Consider the following 18,820-nt stretch of genomic DNA (forward strand, 5'->3'; position numbering starts at 1 on the left):
AATCCCGACATGTCGATCGTTTGTCTCACCACAAGGCTCGTCCGATCTTGCGAGGTCACGAGCGTCGGGGGCTGCCGATGAGCGCCACGGCTGGCGCGGGGCAAGTGGGCGCCAAGCGATCTCGATGCCCGAGGACGCATGATGAATCCGAAATCAGCCGCAGCATTCAAGCAGCATGTCGAGCGGTCCGTCGAGCAATTGTCGCTCGCGCTTACGCTCGCCGAAGAAGCTTGTGAAGACGAAGAATTTCTCAGGCTGAAGGGGATGATCGGCGATGTCATCGCCCGGCTGGACGTCATGCTTCAGCGAGTGTCGGAGGGCGGATGAGCGCCAGCGTAATCCGCCAATTTCGTTGCGGATCGGCGCGTTGGTGGCAGAGCAGGCGGAACACGCTGCAGGTCGTAGTGGCCAAGGTCTCACGGCGAAGCCGGTCGGCTCCCCTCCCCCTTGCGGGGAGGGGTTGGGGGTGGGGGTCCCCGGGCGATGACAGTCGGGGGTGACGTGATGGCTGACATCACCGAAGGCGACGGACTTCCAGGAGATCCTTCGCTCCGCGCTCCACAACTCATAGCGGAATTCGTGGACCCCCACCCCCGACCCCTCCCCGCAAGGGGGAGGGGAGTTGGCAGGCGGGCCAATCCTCTGCACAATTCCGTTCGCCACTGGGGACCGACCATGGGAAGTGACCAGATCGCTGAGATAGCGCCAGCTGTCCGCGAAATTCTGGGTGCCGGTTCGGGCTGGATCGCGACGTTCGAGGTCACCGGCGATCCGACGAAATGGGTTCAGTTCGAGATCGGCTGCATCAACGCGGCATATTTGTCCGCCGACGCCCCGAGCCAGAAACTCGGAGGGCTCCCGGCATTTGCGCCGTTGATGTGGGAGCCGAACAAATATCTGACCGGCAGTCTCGATCTGTCCGACCCGCGATCGATCGCGCGATGGATCGATGATTATTTCTCCGCTGTTCTGGACTGTGCGGACGACTACTCTACTGATGTCGGTATAGCGCGTCTCTGACCGCTTGGAGGCCTGCAGACATCCTGGTGCAGACCCGGCAACTTATGCTGGAATGAGCAAGTCGCAATTCACTGCCAGGCGGACATTCGGCGTGATTGTGTCAGTATACCGATCGACGCAAGGCCACGATCGGGGCGACGATGCGGTAGGCGCGAAGTGGGGCGGACGCTCAGCTTAGACGATCGCTCACTCGGTTCCGGTCTGCGCCTAATACATCAAGGCCTGGGGATGATAACATCAGCCGCCTTTCAACGGTTTTAATCTGATGCAGAGACCTGAAAACTATACTATGTTTGTCGAGCTTCTGTTCGGGGGCAGCATGCTCATGCTGGCCATCGCGATCATCTGTCACCTCTGCACTCGCCGTTTCCTGCGTAGCCGTCATCTCGCACTGAGAGTTTGCGCACTGCCGCTCCTCACGATTTTGATGATCGTTCTCTCGGCCGTTGTTATAGCTGTACTCCCTGCATTCTATTCGGCTTCGTATGGTTATCTGCCAGCGCCTGACGAGCCTATAGGGCTCTTGGGCACCACAGCATCTCAGCTTGGTATTCTCCTGATGCTGCTCGCCTTCTTATTGGTTCTCGCTCACTTGCTGTCGCTGGCATTTTTAGGTCTTCGCGTCGCGCTTTTCCAGACAAGTCCGCATGAACTCCGCTGGTGAAGATCGCGATGGATCGTTTGGCATCGATCTTCCGTTTTCCAGAAAAAATCTTGACGCCCACCCCAAATCAGTGGTCTTATCCGCGCATCCCGTCCCAAGCGAAGGGGCGTACGCGCGGTCGTCACGATACGTGGGGCGGGGATGCGGTGGCCGTGATTGATCAGGCGCTACGGCGCGACGACTGATCCATGACGGACGATGAAGTCGTGTGGTCCTGGCCTCTCGGTGCTGAGGTCAAGTCAACGTGTTGCTTGACGGCACGCGCTGATGATGGGGGCAAGAATGCCGATCCCCAGGGAGATCACGTATAATTCGTAAGCCCATCGCGCAGGGAATGCCGGATGCTCGGCTGAACCTGTGGTGACTGCCGCCTGCTTTTTTGTTGCAGGCGGGCCATGGGTGAGGCCTTCACCCGGCATTCCCTGCGCCCTCGCGTTGGTGGGGGCATCGTATGAGCAACTCGGGCGTTTGGCGCTGCGAGGATGCGGGCGCGTGGGTCGAAATCTCACAACCGTCATCCGGTCATGGAGGGCACCAATGCCAGCCCAAATCTGCGCTGTCGTCCCTGCGAACGCAGGGACCCATACCGCGGAATCTAAGTGAGACGCGCAATTGCCAGTCATCGTCCCATTTGGGCCGGTGGTTATGGGTCCCTGCGTTCGCAGGGACGACAGCGGGGCATGTAGCGAAAGCGCGGCCGTGGAGCGAATGGCAGCATTTGCGTATCATGTGATGAACCGATCTCCCGCTGGATCGACGAATCCATCAGCCGCTCCCAGGCCGAGCCATCCGCCGGCCAAACTGCGGCCAAGGGTCGCCTTTGTCATGTTCTTGAACATGCTTCGCATTTGGTTCTTGTCCGCCGTCATCGAACCATTGAAATGCGGCCCTATGATCTCCACCCTTTTGTTCGGTCGCTCCTGGCCAAATCCCCCGAGGTATCCGCATGTCTGAGACCGTCAACCTGCCGGCGGTTCACGCCGACCAGTCGGTGGTCGCCCGCATCCGCTCCGAGATCGACATCTCGGATCGCTCCCGCCTCGTCACCTTCGGCGACCGTGCCCAGCGCTCGGTGGTCGAGTTCGCCGACCGCATCCTCGCCCAGACCCAGAACCGCGAGATGGGCGCCACCGGCAAGCTGCTGACCGACATTCTTGCCAAGGCGCGCGGTCTCGATCCGGCGACGCTCAAGGATGCCGGGCTGCTGACCCGGATGTTCTCCTCGATGGAGGCGAGGGTGCGTCGCTTCGCGGACGCGTTCGACGACGTGGCCTCCCAGATCGACCGTATCTGCATCGAGCTCGATCGCAACAAGGAGACCTTGCGGCGGGACATCGCGCTGCTCGACGATCTGCACGAGCAGACCAAGACCGCGCTGACCGAGCTCGACGCCCATATCGCGGCCGGCAAGGCCTTCGTCGAGGACTATCGCCGCGGCCCGCTGCTCGAGCTGGAGCGCGCCGCGAAGGCCTCGGCCGACGGCAGCGACGCGCTGATGGCGGCGCAAACCTATCAGGACGCGGTGCAGGCGCTCGACCGTCTGGAAAAGCGCATCTTCTATCTGCAGCAGGCGCGCCAGATCGGCATCCAGCAATTGCCGCAGATCCGCATCGTGCAGTCCGGCGACGAGACGCTGATCGAGAATCTTCAGGCCACCACTGAGCTGACCATCCCGGTCTGGAAGCAGAAGATGATCCTGCTGCTCGGCCTGCAGCGGCAGAAATCGGCGCTCGAATTGCAGAAGACGGTGACCGACGCGACCAACGAGATGATGCGGCAGGCCTCGGAGATGATGAAGACCCAGGCGATCGCGATCGAGCAGCAGTCGCAGCGCGGCATCGTCGACATCGAGACGCTCGACAAGACCAACCGCGATCTGATCGACACCATCACCGGCGTGCTGACCACTCAGCAGGAGGGCCGCAAGAAGCGCGAGGAGGTCGAGCACCGCATGGCGCAGCAGACCGCCGAGCTGAAGGCGGTGTTGTCGAAGGCGCCGGTGTGAGTGTCCAGGCCATGTGTTTTCAGGCCATGAGTCTCCAGGCCGTGTGGCGGGTGCTTGCGATCGGACTGACTGCGCTCTGGCTCGCCGGCTGCGGCCCAAGCGGGCCGGAATTCTCGATCCTCTCGGGCTCCGAGAACGACGTGTTGGAGCCGCTGGTCCAGGAGTTCTGCAAGTCGCGCGGCGCGACCTGCGACATGACCTATCAGGGCTCCCTCGATATCGCGTTGTCGCTCAAGCCGGGCAATGAGGCGAAGGCCGATGCGGTGTGGCCGGCGGCCTCGATCTGGATCGACATGTTCGACACCGGCCGCCGGGTGAAGTCGGTCAAGTCGATCACGCAGATGCCGGTGATCCTCGGCGTCCGCCGCTCCAAGGCGGAAGAGCTCGGTTGGATCGGCGCCAGGGTGACCACCAAGGACATCCTGGCCGCGGTTCAGGCCGGGCGGCTGAAATTCCTGATGACCTCGGCGACGCAGTCCAATTCCGGCGCCTCGGCCTATCTCGCGATGCTGGCCTCCGCCATCGGCAAGCCCGATCTGATCGAGGCCGGCGATCTCGAACGCGAGGGCGTCGTCACCACGGTGCGCTCGCTGCTGCGCGGCGTCGAACGCTCATCCGGCTCCAGCGGCTGGCTCGCCGACCTCTATCGCGAGGGCGAGCGCAACGGCACCCGCTATCAGGCGATGTGGAACTACGAGGCCGTCATCAAGGAGACCAACGACAAGCTCAAGGCCGACGGCTTCGAGCCGCTCTATGCTGTTTATCCCGAGGACGGCGTGTCGGTGGCGGATTCGCCGCTCGGCTTCGTCGAGCGCGGCCGCGGCAAGGAGGTGCAGGCGTTCTTCAACGAGCTGCAGGCCTTCCTGCTCAAGCCGGAGACGCAGGCCCGTATCGCCAAGACCGGCCGCCGGGTCGAGCTGGCGCGCGCGTCCCAATTGCCGGGCGATCAGACGACCAACATCGATCCGTCGCGCGCGGTCACCGTGGTGCGGCCGCCGGAGCCGAAGGTGATCCAGATCGCGCTCGCCGCCTATCAGGATGCGCTGCGGCGGCCGTCGCTGACGGCGCTGTGCCTCGATCTCTCCGGCAGCATGCAGGGCCATGGCGAGACCCAGCTCCTGGAGGCCATGCGTTTCCTGCTGACGCCGGCGCGGACGCGGGAGCTGCTGGTGCAATGGTCGAAGCAGGATGAAATCCTGGTGCTGCCGTTCAATGACCACGTGCTATGGGTGTCGAGCGCCAGCGGCGACGAGCAGGAGCAGGCCGGGTTGTTGAAGCAGACGCTCGAATTGCGCGCCGGGGGCGGCACGGATTTCTACACCTGCGGCGCGCGGGCGCTGGCGGCGATGAAACCAATCCTGGACAAGGGCTCGCACCTGGCGGCAATCGTGATCATGACCGATGGTAAGAGCTTTGGCGAGCGGGCCACCTTCGAGCAGCCCTGGCGGGCCGATGGCGGCCGCGTGCCGGTGTTCGGCGTCACCTTCGGCGACGAGGCCGACCGCAAGCAGCTCGATGCGCTGGCCAAGCTGACCGGCGGTCGTGTCTTCGACGGCACCAAGAATCTCACCGACGCCTTCCGCGCGGTGCGTGGATATAATTAGATGCCGAGTGCGTCGTCAGAGACCGGATGGATCGTTGGCGGCCTGATCGCCGCCGTCGCGATCCCTGCGCTCGCGATCGGTCTGAGCATGCCGTTCTGGCTCGCCTGTGTGATCGGTCTCGGCGCCGGCGGCGGCGCCATCGCGGTGCTGGCGCCGCGCGCGGCGTTTCCGCTGCTCGATGTCAGCGGCGCCGCACGGGGCAAGGTCCAGCTCGCGCGCGAGCTGCTTGGCGAGGCCGCGCCCTGCGCCGAGCGGCTGGAGCAGGCCGCGGGGCGCATCCGCGAGCGCAAGGTCGCCGACGGCGTCCGCCACCTCGCGGTGATCGCGCGGCGCATCTTTGCCGGCATCGAGAAGGACCCGTTGCGGCTCGACCGGGTCAGGCGCTTCCTGACCTATTATCTGCCGCGCGCCGCCGAGATCGCCGAGGCCTATGCCGAGCTGGAGCAGGCGCCGGTCGTCGACACCGCGCGGCTGGCCTCGACCCGCGAGCTGATCGACCGGCTCGATGCGGCGTTCACGCGCTATGCCGCGAGCCTGCAGGATGCCGATCTCGACAAGCTCGACATCGAGCTCAAACTTCTCAAGAGCGCCCTCGATGAGGATCTTGGCCCGGCTGCGCCGCCGGCCGTTCCGCTCGAGCGGCGGGACAAGGTCTAGGAGGGGCTGATGCCCATGTCGCGCCGCGCACTCGGGATCGGCCTGCTGGCGACGTCAGCAGCGGCCACCGGCGGCTATCTGTATCTCAACCAGCACCCGGAGATCGCCGGCAAGTTCGGCAAGCCGAAGCAACTGTTCGGCTTTGCCGGCGGCGAGAAGGAAGGCTTTCTCGCCAATGCGCGCGTGCGCAATCTCCTGGAGCGACGCTTCGGCCTGGTGCTCGACGCCCGCCGCGCCGGCTCGGTCGAGATGGTGCGCGAGCGGACCCTGCTCGACCAGAAGCCGCAATTCCTGTGGCCGTCCTCCTCGGTGCTGGTCGAGGTCGCCCGCGGCGCCGGCGTGAAGATCTCGCGCGACCAGGTGATCTTCAACTCGCCGATCGTGCTGTATTCCTGGGATCGCATCGCCGACGGCCTGGTGAAAGCGGGGATCGCCGAGCCTGCGGGCGGGCCGCGCTACACGGTCGATCTGTTGAAGCTGCTGAAGGCGATCATCGCCGGCGACAGCTGGGCGCAGATCGGCGTTGCTGATTTGTTCGGCCGCGCGCGCATCGTCTCCACGGATCCGAACCGCTCCAACTCCGGCTTCATGTTCGCGGGCCTTGCCGCGAACCTGCTGAGCGGCGACGTGATCGCGCTCGATGCGCTTGGCAAGATCGATGGCGACGTTGCCACCGTATTCAAACGGATGGGCTTCAAGCCGCCATCCTCCGGCAAGCTGTTCGACGACTACATCGCCGGCGGCGTCGGCGCGCAGCCGCTGATCGTCGGCTACGAGAACCAACTGGTCGAATGGGTGCTGCAGGATCCCGAGCGCTGGAAGCGCGTCGAGGCGAATGCGCCGGCCAAGCCGGTCATCATCTATCCCAAGCCGACGGTGTTCTCGGCGCATCCGCTGATGAGCCTCGATCGCGGCGCCGATGATCTCATCGAGGCGCTGACCAGCGAGGCGCTGCTCGAGCTCGCCTGGGAGGATCACGGCTTCCGCGGGCCGCTCGGCACCATCGGCAAGGCGCGCAATCCGTTGCTGCAATCGCGGCTGATCGACCGCATCGATTCGGTGCTGCCGATGCCCGATGCACCGGTGATGATGGCGCTGCTGGATCATCTGGCCGCGTGAGGAGAGCGGGATGCGCAGCTTGCGAATCCCGGGAGGTTGCACCTAGTGTTGCAAAACGGGGAGGGCACGATGAGGGGCGTCCTGCTGACACTGCTGGGAACGGCGCTGCCGGTCCTGACGATGGTTCCTGTTTCCGTGTATGCCTATACCGCCGAGCAGGAGCAGGCGTGCACGGGCGACGCGCTGCGTCTTTGTAGTTCCGAGATTCCCGATGTCGACCGCATCACCGCCTGCATGGCCAGGCGCAAGGCCGAGCTGTCGCCGCCGTGCCGCGCCCAGTTCGGTCCGCCGCCGCGTCAGGCCTCGTCGGGCCGTGCTGAAAAGCCGATGAGCCTTCGGCCGGCAGCAACCAAGAAGCCGGTCAATGCGCGCGCAGGCAAGGCGAAGAAGTCGCGCCCGGATGAGACCTAGCTGTCCAATGCGTGCAAGCGTGCATCCTCAACATGCGAGAGCGATCGGTGAATACCGGATGTTGCCGGAGATCGTCGCACGATCGGCCGCTTTTCTGCCGATGGTGTGACTCAAAAACCAATGCGTTTCGGCAATCAGGAGTTACGCGTTAGCAATCGCTAAATTTATCTTCCGCGAATCAGTCCGCTGATTCATTTTCGCCGCCGGGGTCAATCTGGAGGCCAAGGTATGAACGTTATTGTTTTCGCATCGCGTAAGGGCGGTTCAGGCAAGAGCACCCTGGCCGCCCATCTCGCTGCGCAGATCAAGGCGAGCAAGTCCTGTCTGCTCATCGATGCCGACCCCCAGGGGTCGCTGACGCTTTGGCACAAGCTGCGCGGCACCAACGAGCCGCCGATCAAGACGGCCGTGAACTCGGTGAGCGCGATCGTGTCCGCGGCCCGCCGCGACGGCGTCGAGTGGGTGCTGATCGACACGCCGCCGACGATCTCGGCCGTGGTCGAGGATGCGATCAAGAACGCGACCATGGTGATCATCCCGGCGCGTCCGGGCGTGTTCGACGTCAACGCGGTGCAGGAGACGATCCAGACCTGCCGCGCCGCGCGCAAGCCTTACGCAGTCGTGCTCAACGGCGCGCCGGCGCGTCGCGACGAGGCCGAGAGTCCGATCGTGACGATCGCGCGCGAGGCGCTGGCCAAGTTCAAGGCGCCGGTGTGGGGCGGCCAGATCACCAACCGCGCCGATCTCCTGATGGCGCTGGGACAGGGCGAAGGCGTGCGCGAATATTATGCCGAAGGCCGCGCGGCGGCCGAGATCGCGCGCCTGTGGGCTGCGATCGAGCGCTCGGTGAAGGCGATCCGCGGCACGGTGTCCGCCAACGGCGCGATGCACAAGCAGGCGGCGTGATCGAAAAGATGGGAGTTGAACGCGCGGGGGACCGCGCGTTTCGGAGATCAGGCGACCATCAGCAGATAGAACGCGATCGCCGGCGTCAGCGTCAGGATCACCGACCAGATCCCGACCGCCCAGAGAATGTCCTCGGTGCTGAATCCCTGATTCTCAGGGAATGGATGATCCTGAAAAGCCACGACGCCCCCGCGCTCGTTTTGAGGTTTTCAACATCCATAGCGGATCATCTTTAAACATCACGTTGCGGACTAGGTCGCATTTGCCGCCCTTTGTTAGCACCGATTAACCACCGCCGCCCCGCCGCTCGATCTCCCGATCGAGTCGGCCCGCGAGCTCCGCGCCGACCTCGACCATCGGCAGCCGCACCTCGGGACTCGCGATCAGTCCGGTCCGCGCCAGCCAATACTTGGCCGGAGCCGGGCTCGGCTCGGCGAACAACAGCCGCGTGAGATCCTCGACTTGCGGCCAGCACGCCGCTGCGGCGTCGGTCCGACCGGCCCTCGCGTGGTCGAGCATCGCCGCGAAGGTCTCGGTCTCGAGATGCGCCGAGAGCAGGATGGCGCCGTCGGCGCCGGCCTGCAGCGCGTCGAAGCTCTGGGCGTCCTCGCCCGTGAGAATACGGAAGCCCGGTGGCCGGCGCGCAATCAGGTCGCGCGTCTGCATTCGGTTGGCGCAGCAATCCTTCAGGCCCACGATGGCTGGATGCTGCGCGAGCTGCAGCAATGTCTCGTTGTCGAGCCCGACAGCCGAGCGATAGGGGATGTTGTAAAGCACGATCGGATGCGCCGTGCGCTCAGCCAGAGCCGTGAAATGTGCCAGCAGTCCGCGCTGCGAGGGACGCACGTAAGGCGGGCTTGAGATCAGATAGGAGTCGATCGGCCAGGATGCCGTTCGATCGAGCGCCTCGATGAGGTCTGATGTCGCCACGCCGCCGATGCCGAGACAGATCGGCAGTGAGCGACCGAGTGCGGCGAGCTCGTCACGGACGACGCCGACGAGACGCGCGCGCTCGTCCCACGACAGCGCCAGTCCCTCGCCGGAGGTCGCGCCGAGCACGACGCCGTCGATCGGCTTGGCGGCATAGTGCCGCACGAGATTGCGCAAGGATGGCTCATCCAGCGCGCCGTCGCGAAACGGCGTGATCAGCGGCAGCCATAGTCCGTGCAGTCGCGTTCGAAGGGTCGTCATGGTCCATCTCCTCGGGGTGTTGAGGCCGGAGACGGGACACACGAAAAAGTCCTTGCGGCGGGGCTCGTGATGCGGCGGTGAAGTCTGGAGAGATTCTAGCGCGCGCGTCCACAGGTCCCCGGCAGGGGACCTTTTTTCGACGACAGCTTGGCGTGCGACGTGGACATACGATCTACATGCGGGGTGAGCGTCGCACTGTCAATGTCACGCGTGCGTGATGATGCTATGTGCGCGCAAATATTCTCCGCGCAAAAAAATAGCCGGGCCCAATGAGCCCGGCTGGAGGTATGGCCAATAAGGCCGACACAATCACCTTCCAAGAAGGATTCCGAGCGCTTGCGCCACTGGAGGAGGGGGACAATGCGCAGCGCCAACGCTCAGCACGCGAGCACTATGGTCCTCGATCCGGCCCTGCAGCAAGCAGGTGCACCGCATGTCAGACATGCACAATCTCAAGCCGGCCAGCGCTGCGCTTTGCTCACGACAAAGTCACGGAACACTTGGACGCGCGCGACCGTCTTCAATTCCTCGGGATAAACGAAGTAGGTGTCGAGCTGGATCGAATCGGACTCACCGAACAACTGCACGAGGCGGCTGTTCTCTTCGACCAGGTAGTCGGGCAGCGCGGCGATGCCGAGTCCCTGCTGACAGGCGCGCACCAGGCCGAGGATGTTGTTGACGCGGAAATAGGCCTCGCGCGGACCGGAGCCGTTGCGGCCGGCGTCGACCAGCCAGCTGCGGTTCTGCAGATGCGGCGCGACCTGGCCGTCGGCCAGCATGATGATGCGGTGGTCGTCGAGTTCGTCGAGCGTGCGCGGCGTGCCGAACCGCTTCACATATTCCGGCGAGCAGTAGGCGTGGAAGCTGATCGCGAACAGCTTGCGCTGGATCAGATCCGGCTGCGTCGGCTTGCGCGTGCGGATCGCGACGTCAGCCTCGCGCATCGACAGGTCGAGCTCTTCGTCTGTGACGATCAGCGAGATCCGAATCTCCGGATACATCGCGGTGAACTCGCCGAGCCGCGGGATCAGCCAGTTGATGCCCACGCCCGGGGTGGTCGTGATCTTGAGATCGCCGCTTGGACGTTCGCGGCTGTCGGTCAGCTTGGCCCGCGCCGCCTGCAGCTGCATGAAGACGTCGTGCGCGGTCCGGAACAGCAGGTCACCTTGCTCGGTGAGGATCAGGCCGCGCGCGTGGCGATGAAACAGCGACACCGCGAGCTCCTGCTCCAGCGCACTGACCTGGCGCGAGACCGCCGATTGCGACAGCCCGAGCTGCTCCCCGGCATGCGTGAAGCTGCCAGCTTCCGCCGCTGCGTGAAACACCTTCAGCTTGTCCCAATCCATATCCGTAAATCCATCCCGTGATCGTGGCATCGTCAGTTCATTCTGCAGCGGCGCGTTCGCTCGCCGTGTGGGCGATGAAGCGTTCGGCCTCGAGGGCCGCCATGCAGCCCATGCCGGCGGCGGTGATCGCCTGCCGATAGGTTTCGTCGGCGACGTCGCCGGCCGCGAATACGCCGGGGACAGAGGTCGCCGTCGAGCCCGGCACGACCTCGACATAGCCGGAGGGTTTCAGCTTCAACTGGCCTGCCACAAGCTCCGTGGCCGGCGCATGGCCGATGGCGATGAAGACGCCGTCGGCCGGCAGCTCCGTGAGCGCGCCGGTCTTAACGTTCTTGAGCCGGACATGCGTGACCTTCGACGGCGAGCTCGCTCCGCAGATCTCGTCGAGCGCGCTGTCCCACACGACCTTGATCTTGGGATGCTTGAACAGCCGCTCCTGCAGGATGCGCTCGGCGCGGAAATGATCGCGTCGATGCACGACCGTGACGGTCGAGGCAAAATTGGTCAGGAACAGCGCTTCCTCGACGGCGGTGTTGCCGCCGCCGACCACCACGACTTCTTTGCCGCGATAGAAGAAGCCGTCGCAGGTGGCGCAGGCGGACACGCCAAAGCCCTTGAACGTTTCCTCAGACGGCAGACCGAGCCAGCGCGCCTGGGCGCCGGTCGCGAGGATGACGGTCTCCGCCAGATAGACATCGCCGGAATCGCAGGTCAGGCGGAAGGGGCGCTGACCAAGCTCGAGCTTGGTCACCAGGTCGGTCCTGATCTTGGCGCCGACATGGGTGGCCTGCTTCTCCATCTGCTCCATCAGCCAGGGGCCCTGGATCACGTCGGCGAAGCCCGGGTAGTTCTCGACATCGGTGGTGATGGTGAGCTGGCCGCCCGGCTGAATGCCCTGGATCAGCACCGGCTCAAGCATGGCCCGTGCCGCGTAGATCGCCGCGGTGTAGCCGGCGGGGCCGGAACCGATGATGACGACTTTGGCATGGATCGGAGCTTGCATGACGACGAGAACTCGCTGGAAAGGGGTAGATTGACGACGCAGCGAGCGGAATGCGTGGAAGAAACGCCCCGAAGCCCCATCGAAAATGTCAAATCCAAGTCTAAGGCATCTGGCAAGCTATGCAAGAATTGCAACGCATCTCGGCGAATTTTCCCTTCACGAGGCGGTCAACAGGGGAAATCTAGAGTAATAAAATTGCGCAAATTGACCGGCTTGCGCTAAGAGATTGCCATCCACCCGGGGGCCCGCTCCCGCCTGTTCCCGCCAGCCCCCCAATCCCCGTGACGAAGAACCTCGACGACATCGATCTCAAAATCCTGAGCGAAATTCAGGCCGACGGCAGGATCACGAATGTGGAGCTCGCCAAGCGGGTCGGCATCTCGCCGCCGCCCTGCCTGCGGCGCGTCAGGACGCTCGAGGAGGAGGGCTACATCACCGGCTATCGTGGCCTGCTCGATCCGCGCAAGCTCGGCTTCGATGTCACCGTGTTTGCCGCTGTGCATCTGTCGAGCCAGGCCGATGCGGACCTGAAGGCTTTCGAGGAGTTCGTCCGCGCCGAGCCGCTGGTGCGGGAGTGCTGGATGCTCTCAGGCGAAGTCGACTTCATCCTGAAATGCGTGGCCCCTGACATGGCGACCTTCCAGGAATTCGTCACGCATCTGACGGCGGCGCCGCATGTGCGCAACGTGCGGACGTCGCTGGTGCTGCACAATTCCAAATACGACGCGGCCGTGCCTCTCGAGGTCAAGGGACGCGGCTGAGCCCGGCCATCATTCCGGGGCAGCTCCGAAAGGAGCTGGTCCCGGAAGTTTGACGTTCGAGAACTCAGCTCTGGATTCCGGGTCGATGCCGACGCATCGCCCCGGAATGACTTGCGAGGATGAGCTTAGGCCTTTTTGCGCAGCAGCGCGTCGAGGCTGATCGGGCCGCCGCCGGCTGTCGCCAGATACAAGCACGAGAAGCAGAAGGCGATCGCCGCGGTGCCGTTGTTGAGCAGCGGCAGCCAGACTGGCTCGCCGGTCTTGAACATGTGGCCGAGGAAATAGGCGAAGGCCATCTGGCCCGAGAGGATGAACGCCACGGGCCGGGTCAGCAGGCCGACCATCAGCAGGGCGCCGAGCACGAGCTCGATCATGCCGGCCGTGTAGATCAGCGGCGGGATGTTGGCGAAGTACGGAATCACCGGAAACTTGAAGATCTTGGCCACGCCGTACTGAAACAGCAGCAGGCCGGTGATGAAGCGAAACAGGCTGAGCACAGCCGGTTGCCATTTCGAGAGCATCTGCTCCATGTGTGATCGTCCCCCAAATCAAAGTGATCGTGATGGCGCCGGACGGGTTTGAGCTTTGCCCGGTTCGCCGGTTCTCACCTAGCTCATTACCAGAACCCCGTCACCGCCATGAATCTTCCCGTCCCGATGAATTGACCGTGTGCTGTCGAACCCCCCGGAGGAAGACTGCCGGCAAAGGTGACATCTCGAACGAAAAAGGCTGCGCTTTCGCGCAGCCTGAAATGTCTTGTAACAAAGGCGAACTGGCGTCAGCGCCACTCGACCTTGGCGATCTCATAGGACTTTGCCCCGCCCGGAGCCATGACCTCGACAGTGGTCCCCATCTTCTTGCCGATCAGCGCGCGGGCGAGCGGCGAGGTGATCGAGATCTTGCCCTTCTTGGCGTCGGCTTCGACCTCGCCGACGATCTGCCAGACCGCCTTCTTCTCGGTATCCTCGTCGATCAAGGTCACCGTCGCGCCGAACTTGATCGTGTCGCCGGAGAGCTTGGTCACGTCGATGATGTCGGCGCGCGCGAGCTTGTCCTCGAGCTCGGCGATGCGGCCCTCATTGTGCGACTGCTCTTCCTTGGCCGCGTGATACTCGGCGTTTTCCGAGAGGTCGCCATGCGAGCGCGCTTCGGCGATGTGCTCGATGATGCGCGGGCGGTCCACCGACTGGCGCTGCTTGAGCTCGTTCTCCAGCGCGGCGTAGCCGCCGGCGGTCATCGGAACCTTTTCCACCATCTCTTCTCGTCCTTCAGTCGTGCAGGCACAGGCGCGCACGATCAGCATCTTCAGAATAGGCCTTTGCGGCTCAAAGCAAAGCCTGAAAGCTCGGCGGATGCCGGCTCGGCCAAAGGCCGGACCAACATCGAACCGCGCGGCGAGTTCCTGCCGGAGGGCGTCATTTCCGATCACTGCCAATCGCTTAGCGGGCGTTCGCCCGCGCCAAGCGATTAGTTTTCGGAAAAGTAACTCTGCAAGGTGCGGACCTCAAGGTCTCCCCCGAGGTAGGCACGGATGCCTTGCGCAGCCGCCACGGCACCCGAAAGAGTGGTGTAATACGGCACTTTATGCAAGAGGGCAGCGCGACGCAGCGATCGGCTGTCGGCCAGGGCCTGCGGGCCTTCGGTGGTATTGAAGACCAGCTGGATATCGCCATTGGTGATGGCGTCCACGATGTGCGGCCGTCCTTCCAGCACCTTGTTGATCTTCTCGGTCGGCACGCCCTGATCGACCAGGAAGCGCTGAGTCCCCGATGTGGCGACAACCTTGAAGCCATGCTCGTGCAGCATGCGCACGACCTCGGTGATTCGGGCCTTGTCACTCTCGCGCACCGAGACGAATACCGTGCCCTTGCGCGGCACGCGCGTGCCGCCGCCGAGCTGGCTCTTGGCGAAGGCGACCGCGAAGGAGCGGTCGATGCCCATCACCTCGCCGGTCGAGCGCATCTCCGGTCCCAACACCGTATCGACACCGGGGAAGCGGGCGAACGGGAAGACCGATTCCTTGACGCCGACATGCTTCGGCGCGCGCTTCTTGAGGCCGAAATCGGCGAGCTTCTCGCCCGCCATGATTCGCGCCGCGATCTTGGCGACCGGCGTGCCGACGACCTTTGCGACGAACGGCACCGTGCGCGAGGCGCGCGGATTGACCTCGAGCACGTAGATCGTGCCGTCCTTGATCGCGTATTGCACGTTCATCAGGCCGACGACGTCGAGGCCAAGCGCGAGCTCGCGGGTCTGCCGCTCCAGCTCGGCGATGGTGGCTTCATCGAGAGAATGCGGCGGCAGCGAGCAGGCGGAGTCGCCGGAATGGATGCCAGCTTCCTCGATGTGCTCCATGATGCCGACGACGAAGGTGTCCTTGCCGTCGGACAGGCAGTCGACATCGACTTCGGTGGCATCCGAGAGATAGCGGTCGAACAGCAGCGGGTTCTTGCCCAGCACCGTGTTGATCTGGCCGGTCTTGTCGTTCGGATAGCGCGCCTTGACGTCGGCCGGCACCAGCTCGGGGAGGGTGCCGAGCAGGTAGTCGCTGAGCTGGTTGTCCTCGCGGATGATCTGCATCGCGCGGCCGCCGAGCACGTAGGACGGACGCACCACCAGCGGCAGGCCGAGATCGGCGGCAACGAGCCGCGCCTGCTCGACCGAATAGGCGATGCCGTTCTTCGGCTGCTTCAGGTGCAGCTTGTCGAGGATGCGCTTGAAGCGGTCGCGGTCCTCGGCGAGGTCGATCGCCTCGGGCGAGGTGCCGAGGATCGGCACGTCGGCGGCTTCCAGCGCGCGCGCGAGCTTCAGCGGCGTCTGGCCGCCGAACTGCACGATCACGCCATGCACCGTGCCGTTCTGGCGCTCGGTCGCGATGATCTCGAGCACGTCCTCGGCCGTCAGCGGCTCGAAATACAGCCGATCGGCAGTGTCGTAGTCGGTCGACACCGTCTCCGGATTGCAGTTGACCATGATGGTCTCGTAGCCGGCATCGGCCAGCGCGAAGCAGGCGTGGCAGCAGCAATAGTCGAACTCGATGCCCTGGCCGATCCGGTTCGGACCGCCGCCGAGGATGATCACCTTCTTCCTGTCCGACGGCGCGCTTTCGTCGCCGAGCTGACCGGCGAACGGCGTCTCGTAGCTCGAATACATATAGGCGGTGGGGGATGCGAACTCCGCCGCGCAGGTGTCGATGCGCTTGAACGCCGGACGGACGCCGAGCGCCTGCCGCTTGGCGGCGACCTCGGCCTCGGTGGTGTTGGCGAGCACTGCGAGCCGGGCGTCCGAGAAGCCCATCGCCTTCAAGGTGCGCATGCCCACGGCGTTCGGCGGCAGGCCGTGACGGCGGACCTTCTCCTCCATCTCGACGATGCCGCGCATCTGCGCCAGGAACCACGGGTCGATCTTGCAGGAGTTGAAGATCTCCTCGTCCGACCAGCCGAGACGCATCGCCTGCGCCACCTGCAGGATGCGGTTCGGCGTCGGCGTGCCCAAGGCGGCGCGGATCGCGTTCTTGTCGTCGCCGCGGCCGAGGCCTTCGATGTCGATCTCGTCGAGGCCGGTGAGCCCGGTCTCCAGCCCGCGCAGCGCCTTCTGCAGGCTCTCCTGGAAGGTGCGGCCGATCGCCATCACTTCGCCGACCGACTTCATCGACGTGGTCAAGGTGGTCGAGGCGCCCGGGAATTTCTCGAAGGCAAAACGGGGGATCTTGGTGACGACGTAGTCGATCGTCGGCTCGAACGACGCCGGCGTGGCACCGCCGGTGATGTCGTTGGCGATCTCGTCGAGCGTGTAGCCGACGGCAAGCTTCGCCGCGACCTTGGCGATCGGGAAGCCCGTGGCCTTCGACGCCAAGGCCGAGGAGCGCGACACGCGCGGATTCATCTCGATCACGACCATGCGGCCGTCGGCGGGGTTCACGCCGAACTGCACGTTGGAGCCGCCGGTCTCGACGCCGATCTCGCGCAGCACCGCCAGCGAGGCGTCGCGCATGATCTGATATTCCTTGTCGGTGAGCGTCAGCGCCGGCGCGACGGTGATGGAGTCGCCGGTGTGCACGCCCATCGGATCGAGGTTCTCGATCGAGCAGACGATGATGCAGTTGTCCTTTTTGTCGCGGACGACCTCCATCTCGTACTCCTTCCACCCGAGCACCGATTCTTCGATCAGCACTTCGTTGGTGGGGGAGGCGTCGAGCCCGCGCTCGATGATGTCGAGGAATTCTTCCTTGTTGTAGGCGATGCCGCCGCCGGTGCCGCCCATCGTGAAGGACGGACGGATGATGGCGGGCAGGCCGATCTCGGACAGCGCCATCAGCGCCTCGCCGAGGGCATATTCCTGATAGCGCTTACGGCGGTCGTTTTCGCCGAGCGTCCACTGCCGGTCGAGCTCGTCGCGCGCGGCGCCGGTGAGCTTCTCGCGCTCGGCGTGGTATTTGTCCCGATACTGCTTCTTCAGCGCGGAGGCGTTGGCGAGACGCGACTTCGGCGTCTGCAGCCCGATCTTCTCCATCGCGTTGCGGAACAGCTGGCGGTCCTCGGCCTTGTCGATCGCGTCAGCCGTGGCGCCGATCATCTCGACGTCGAACTTCTCCAAGGTGCCCTGCCGGCGCAGCGACAGCGCGCAGTTCAGCGCGGTCTGGCCGCCCATCGTCGGCAGCAGCGCGAAGCCGCCGGGGATGACGTGGCGCTCCTTCTCGATGATCTTGGCGACGATCTCGGGCGTGATCGGCTCGATATAGGTCGCGTCCGCCAATTCCGGATCGGTCATGATCGTGGCCGGATTGGAATTGACGAGGACGACGCGATAGCCCTCTTCCTTGAGCGCCTTCACCGCCTGCGTGCCCGAATAGTCGAATTCGCAGGCCTGGCCGATCACGATCGGACCGGCGCCAATGATCAGGATGGTCGAGATGTCGGTTCGTTTCGGCATTCAAGCTCACGGGCAAGAAACGGCAGAGATTTGGGCACAAAAAAAGGGCGCGCGTGCCGCGCGTCCCCCACAGGCCCAGGGAAGGCCAAGGCGCGACCAGTGCTCGCGCGCGAGCGGTCTTTAGACCAGTTTCCTCTGAGCGAAAAGGGTTTTGGGCCGAAATCAACGGCCAATTTGGCTGGAAGGGGACTGCGGCTCGCTCGCCGAGCCGAAGCTCCGAGAGCAGCGAAGGCTGGAGGCCCGGCCTGGACTTGAACCAGGTTCAAGAGCGTTGCACCGCTCTTCGCGTCGTAGCTTCCGCCACCGGGCCGAGGGTGATCTTACCTTTCACGGGGCCGTGAGCCAGCCCGTGTTTCCATTAACCCTAATCCCGTTGCTGGAGATGACGGTGCCTTGGCCGCCGCCACGTCAGGTTCCGCTCACCGGCCGCGCCACGAAGGTCATTCGCCAGGGATTGTGGCCGATGTTCTTGGGCGCTCGAACGGCGCTGAAGCCGGCCTTCTTGAGCCGCCCCAGCATGTCGGCCTCGGTGTAGCGCTGCAGGCCGACCTTGGTCCGCAGCTGCCGGTAATCGGACAGGGCTGTGGCAACCAGGCCGACCAGCGCGTCCTTGAGGAAGCCGTCGCGAGCGGCGAACCGCAGCAGCGCCAGCACGTCTCTGCCCATGCCAACCTCGGGCCGCAGGATGTCGCCGAGGACGAATTGTCCCGACGGCTTCAACAGCCGGCGGATGACGGCCAAGGCCGTCTCGAATTCGCTCTCGCTCATGTACTGCGCGACCGAGTTCATCACGACGAGGTCGATGGACGCCTCCTGCATGCTGCGGAGCTCGTCGAGGGAGCGGACCCGGATCTTGGTGTTCGGGGCGAACCGCGCGATCAGCCGGCCGCGCACGCCCGGGGCCGGCTCAGCCAGGATCAGCGTCATGCAGGCGTCGGCGACCTTGCCGGCCGACAGCGCCTCGCCGCAGGAATAGTCGAGCACGACCGCGTCCGGCGAGGGGATGTAGCTGACGATGTCGCGCGCGATCCCCTGGAAGTGCAGGTCGCGGTGCAGCTTGCTCGCATAGATCGTGTGCGTGGAATCGTAATAGTCGATCCAATCGTCCATGTCGGGTTCCGGCAAACACAGTTCCTTGATCGGAACTGGAGGGGTTAGCGAGCGTTAACGGGTCCGATCCCCCGTGTCCACGCTGCTTCTA

General features: G+C 64.4%; 19 protein-coding genes and 1 tRNA gene. 11 read left to right on the forward strand and 9 right to left on the reverse strand.

Annotated elements, in window-relative coordinates:
* The first annotated feature begins 138 nt into the window (after positions 1-138).
* The 10 genes from ACVILH_RS12490 to ACVILH_RS12535 all read left to right on the forward strand — a co-directional run bounded on the left by ACVILH_RS12490 (position 139) and on the right by ACVILH_RS12535 (position 8,386).
* Positions 139-327 carry a hypothetical protein gene (locus ACVILH_RS12490; protein ID WP_456713145.1) on the forward strand — a complete coding sequence of 63 codons (189 nt, stop codon included), beginning with the start codon at positions 139-141 and terminating at the stop codon, positions 325-327.
* A 348-nt stretch (positions 328-675) separates the two neighbouring features.
* On the forward strand, positions 676-1,020 hold the full coding sequence (locus ACVILH_RS12495; RefSeq protein WP_456713146.1) for a hypothetical protein: 345 nt from the start codon (positions 676-678) through the stop codon (positions 1,018-1,020).
* Between the two features lie 265 nt (positions 1,021-1,285).
* Positions 1,286-1,684 (forward strand): hypothetical protein, encoded by a 399-nt coding sequence (locus tag ACVILH_RS12500; RefSeq protein ID WP_456713147.1) that lies wholly within the window; start codon positions 1,286-1,288, stop codon positions 1,682-1,684.
* Entirely contained in the window at positions 1,681-1,869 is a 189-nt protein-coding gene (locus ACVILH_RS12505; protein WP_456713148.1) for a hypothetical protein, read from the forward strand. Before ACVILH_RS12500 ends, ACVILH_RS12505 begins: the two co-directional genes overlap by 4 nt.
* A gap of 761 nt (positions 1,870-2,630) precedes the next feature.
* Complete coding sequence (locus ACVILH_RS12510) at positions 2,631-3,689, forward strand: toxic anion resistance protein (RefSeq protein WP_456713149.1); 1,059 nt, start codon at positions 2,631-2,633, stop codon at positions 3,687-3,689.
* 26 nt (positions 3,690-3,715) lie between these two features.
* Complete coding sequence (locus ACVILH_RS12515) at positions 3,716-5,293, forward strand: substrate-binding domain-containing protein (RefSeq protein WP_456713150.1); 1,578 nt, start codon at positions 3,716-3,718, stop codon at positions 5,291-5,293.
* The gene (locus ACVILH_RS12520) at positions 5,294-5,950 is read left to right on the forward strand and encodes a 5-bromo-4-chloroindolyl phosphate hydrolysis family protein (RefSeq protein ID WP_456713151.1); all 657 of its coding nucleotides are present in this window, start codon (positions 5,294-5,296) and stop codon (positions 5,948-5,950) included.
* A 9-nt stretch (positions 5,951-5,959) separates the two neighbouring features.
* Positions 5,960-7,069 carry a hypothetical protein gene (locus ACVILH_RS12525; protein WP_456713152.1) on the forward strand — a complete coding sequence of 370 codons (1,110 nt, stop codon included), beginning with the start codon at positions 5,960-5,962 and terminating at the stop codon, positions 7,067-7,069.
* Between the two features lie 69 nt (positions 7,070-7,138).
* On the forward strand, positions 7,139-7,480 hold the full coding sequence (locus ACVILH_RS12530; protein ID WP_456713153.1) for a hypothetical protein: 342 nt from the start codon (positions 7,139-7,141) through the stop codon (positions 7,478-7,480).
* A 228-nt stretch (positions 7,481-7,708) separates the two neighbouring features.
* Positions 7,709-8,386, forward strand: a complete 678-nt coding sequence (locus ACVILH_RS12535; protein ID WP_456713154.1) for an AAA family ATPase — start codon at positions 7,709-7,711, stop codon at positions 8,384-8,386.
* A 47-nt stretch (positions 8,387-8,433) separates the two neighbouring features.
* On the opposite strand, the gene ACVILH_RS12540 is transcribed toward ACVILH_RS12535, so the two are convergent.
* The 4 genes from ACVILH_RS12540 to trxB form a co-directional block, all read right to left on the reverse strand.
* Positions 8,434-8,568: a hypothetical protein gene (locus tag ACVILH_RS12540; RefSeq protein ID WP_456713155.1), complete on the reverse strand. Its 135-nt coding sequence runs from the start codon at positions 8,566-8,568 to the stop codon at positions 8,434-8,436.
* Between the two features lie 103 nt (positions 8,569-8,671).
* Entirely contained in the window at positions 8,672-9,577 is a 906-nt protein-coding gene (gene dapA, locus ACVILH_RS12545) for a 4-hydroxy-tetrahydrodipicolinate synthase (RefSeq protein ID WP_456713156.1), read from the reverse strand.
* A 452-nt stretch (positions 9,578-10,029) separates the two neighbouring features.
* Complete coding sequence (locus tag ACVILH_RS12550) at positions 10,030-10,953, reverse strand: LysR family transcriptional regulator (protein WP_006610484.1); 924 nt, start codon at positions 10,951-10,953, stop codon at positions 10,030-10,032.
* Between the two features lie 7 nt (positions 10,954-10,960).
* Entirely contained in the window at positions 10,961-11,926 is a 966-nt protein-coding gene (gene trxB / locus ACVILH_RS12555) for a thioredoxin-disulfide reductase (RefSeq protein WP_456713157.1), read from the reverse strand.
* Between the two features lie 281 nt (positions 11,927-12,207).
* Between trxB and ACVILH_RS12560 the strand changes: the two genes are divergently transcribed.
* On the forward strand, positions 12,208-12,687 hold the full coding sequence (locus ACVILH_RS12560) for an Lrp/AsnC family transcriptional regulator (protein WP_006610482.1): 480 nt from the start codon (positions 12,208-12,210) through the stop codon (positions 12,685-12,687).
* 125 nt (positions 12,688-12,812) lie between these two features.
* On the opposite strand, the gene ACVILH_RS12565 is transcribed toward ACVILH_RS12560, so the two are convergent.
* The 5 genes from ACVILH_RS12565 to ACVILH_RS12585 form a co-directional block, all read right to left on the reverse strand.
* Positions 12,813-13,217 (reverse strand): DoxX family protein, encoded by a 405-nt coding sequence (locus ACVILH_RS12565; RefSeq protein ID WP_456713158.1) that lies wholly within the window; start codon positions 13,215-13,217, stop codon positions 12,813-12,815.
* A gap of 248 nt (positions 13,218-13,465) precedes the next feature.
* Positions 13,466-13,942, reverse strand: coding sequence for a transcription elongation factor GreA (gene greA, locus ACVILH_RS12570; RefSeq protein WP_456713159.1), 477 nt, complete (start codon positions 13,940-13,942; stop codon positions 13,466-13,468).
* 212 nt (positions 13,943-14,154) lie between these two features.
* Positions 14,155-17,619, reverse strand: coding sequence for a carbamoyl-phosphate synthase large subunit (carB, locus tag ACVILH_RS12575; protein WP_456713160.1), 3,465 nt, complete (start codon positions 17,617-17,619; stop codon positions 14,155-14,157).
* Positions 17,620-17,852: 233 nt separating this feature from the next.
* A tRNA-OTHER gene (locus ACVILH_RS12580) sits at positions 17,853-17,929 on the reverse strand.
* 98 nt (positions 17,930-18,027) lie between these two features.
* Positions 18,028-18,729 carry a class I SAM-dependent methyltransferase gene (locus ACVILH_RS12585; protein WP_456713161.1) on the reverse strand — a complete coding sequence of 234 codons (702 nt, stop codon included), beginning with the start codon at positions 18,727-18,729 and terminating at the stop codon, positions 18,028-18,030.
* Positions 18,730-18,820: the final 91 nt, after the last annotated feature.

It is taken from the genome of Bradyrhizobium sp. USDA 4353 (assembly GCF_054063215.1).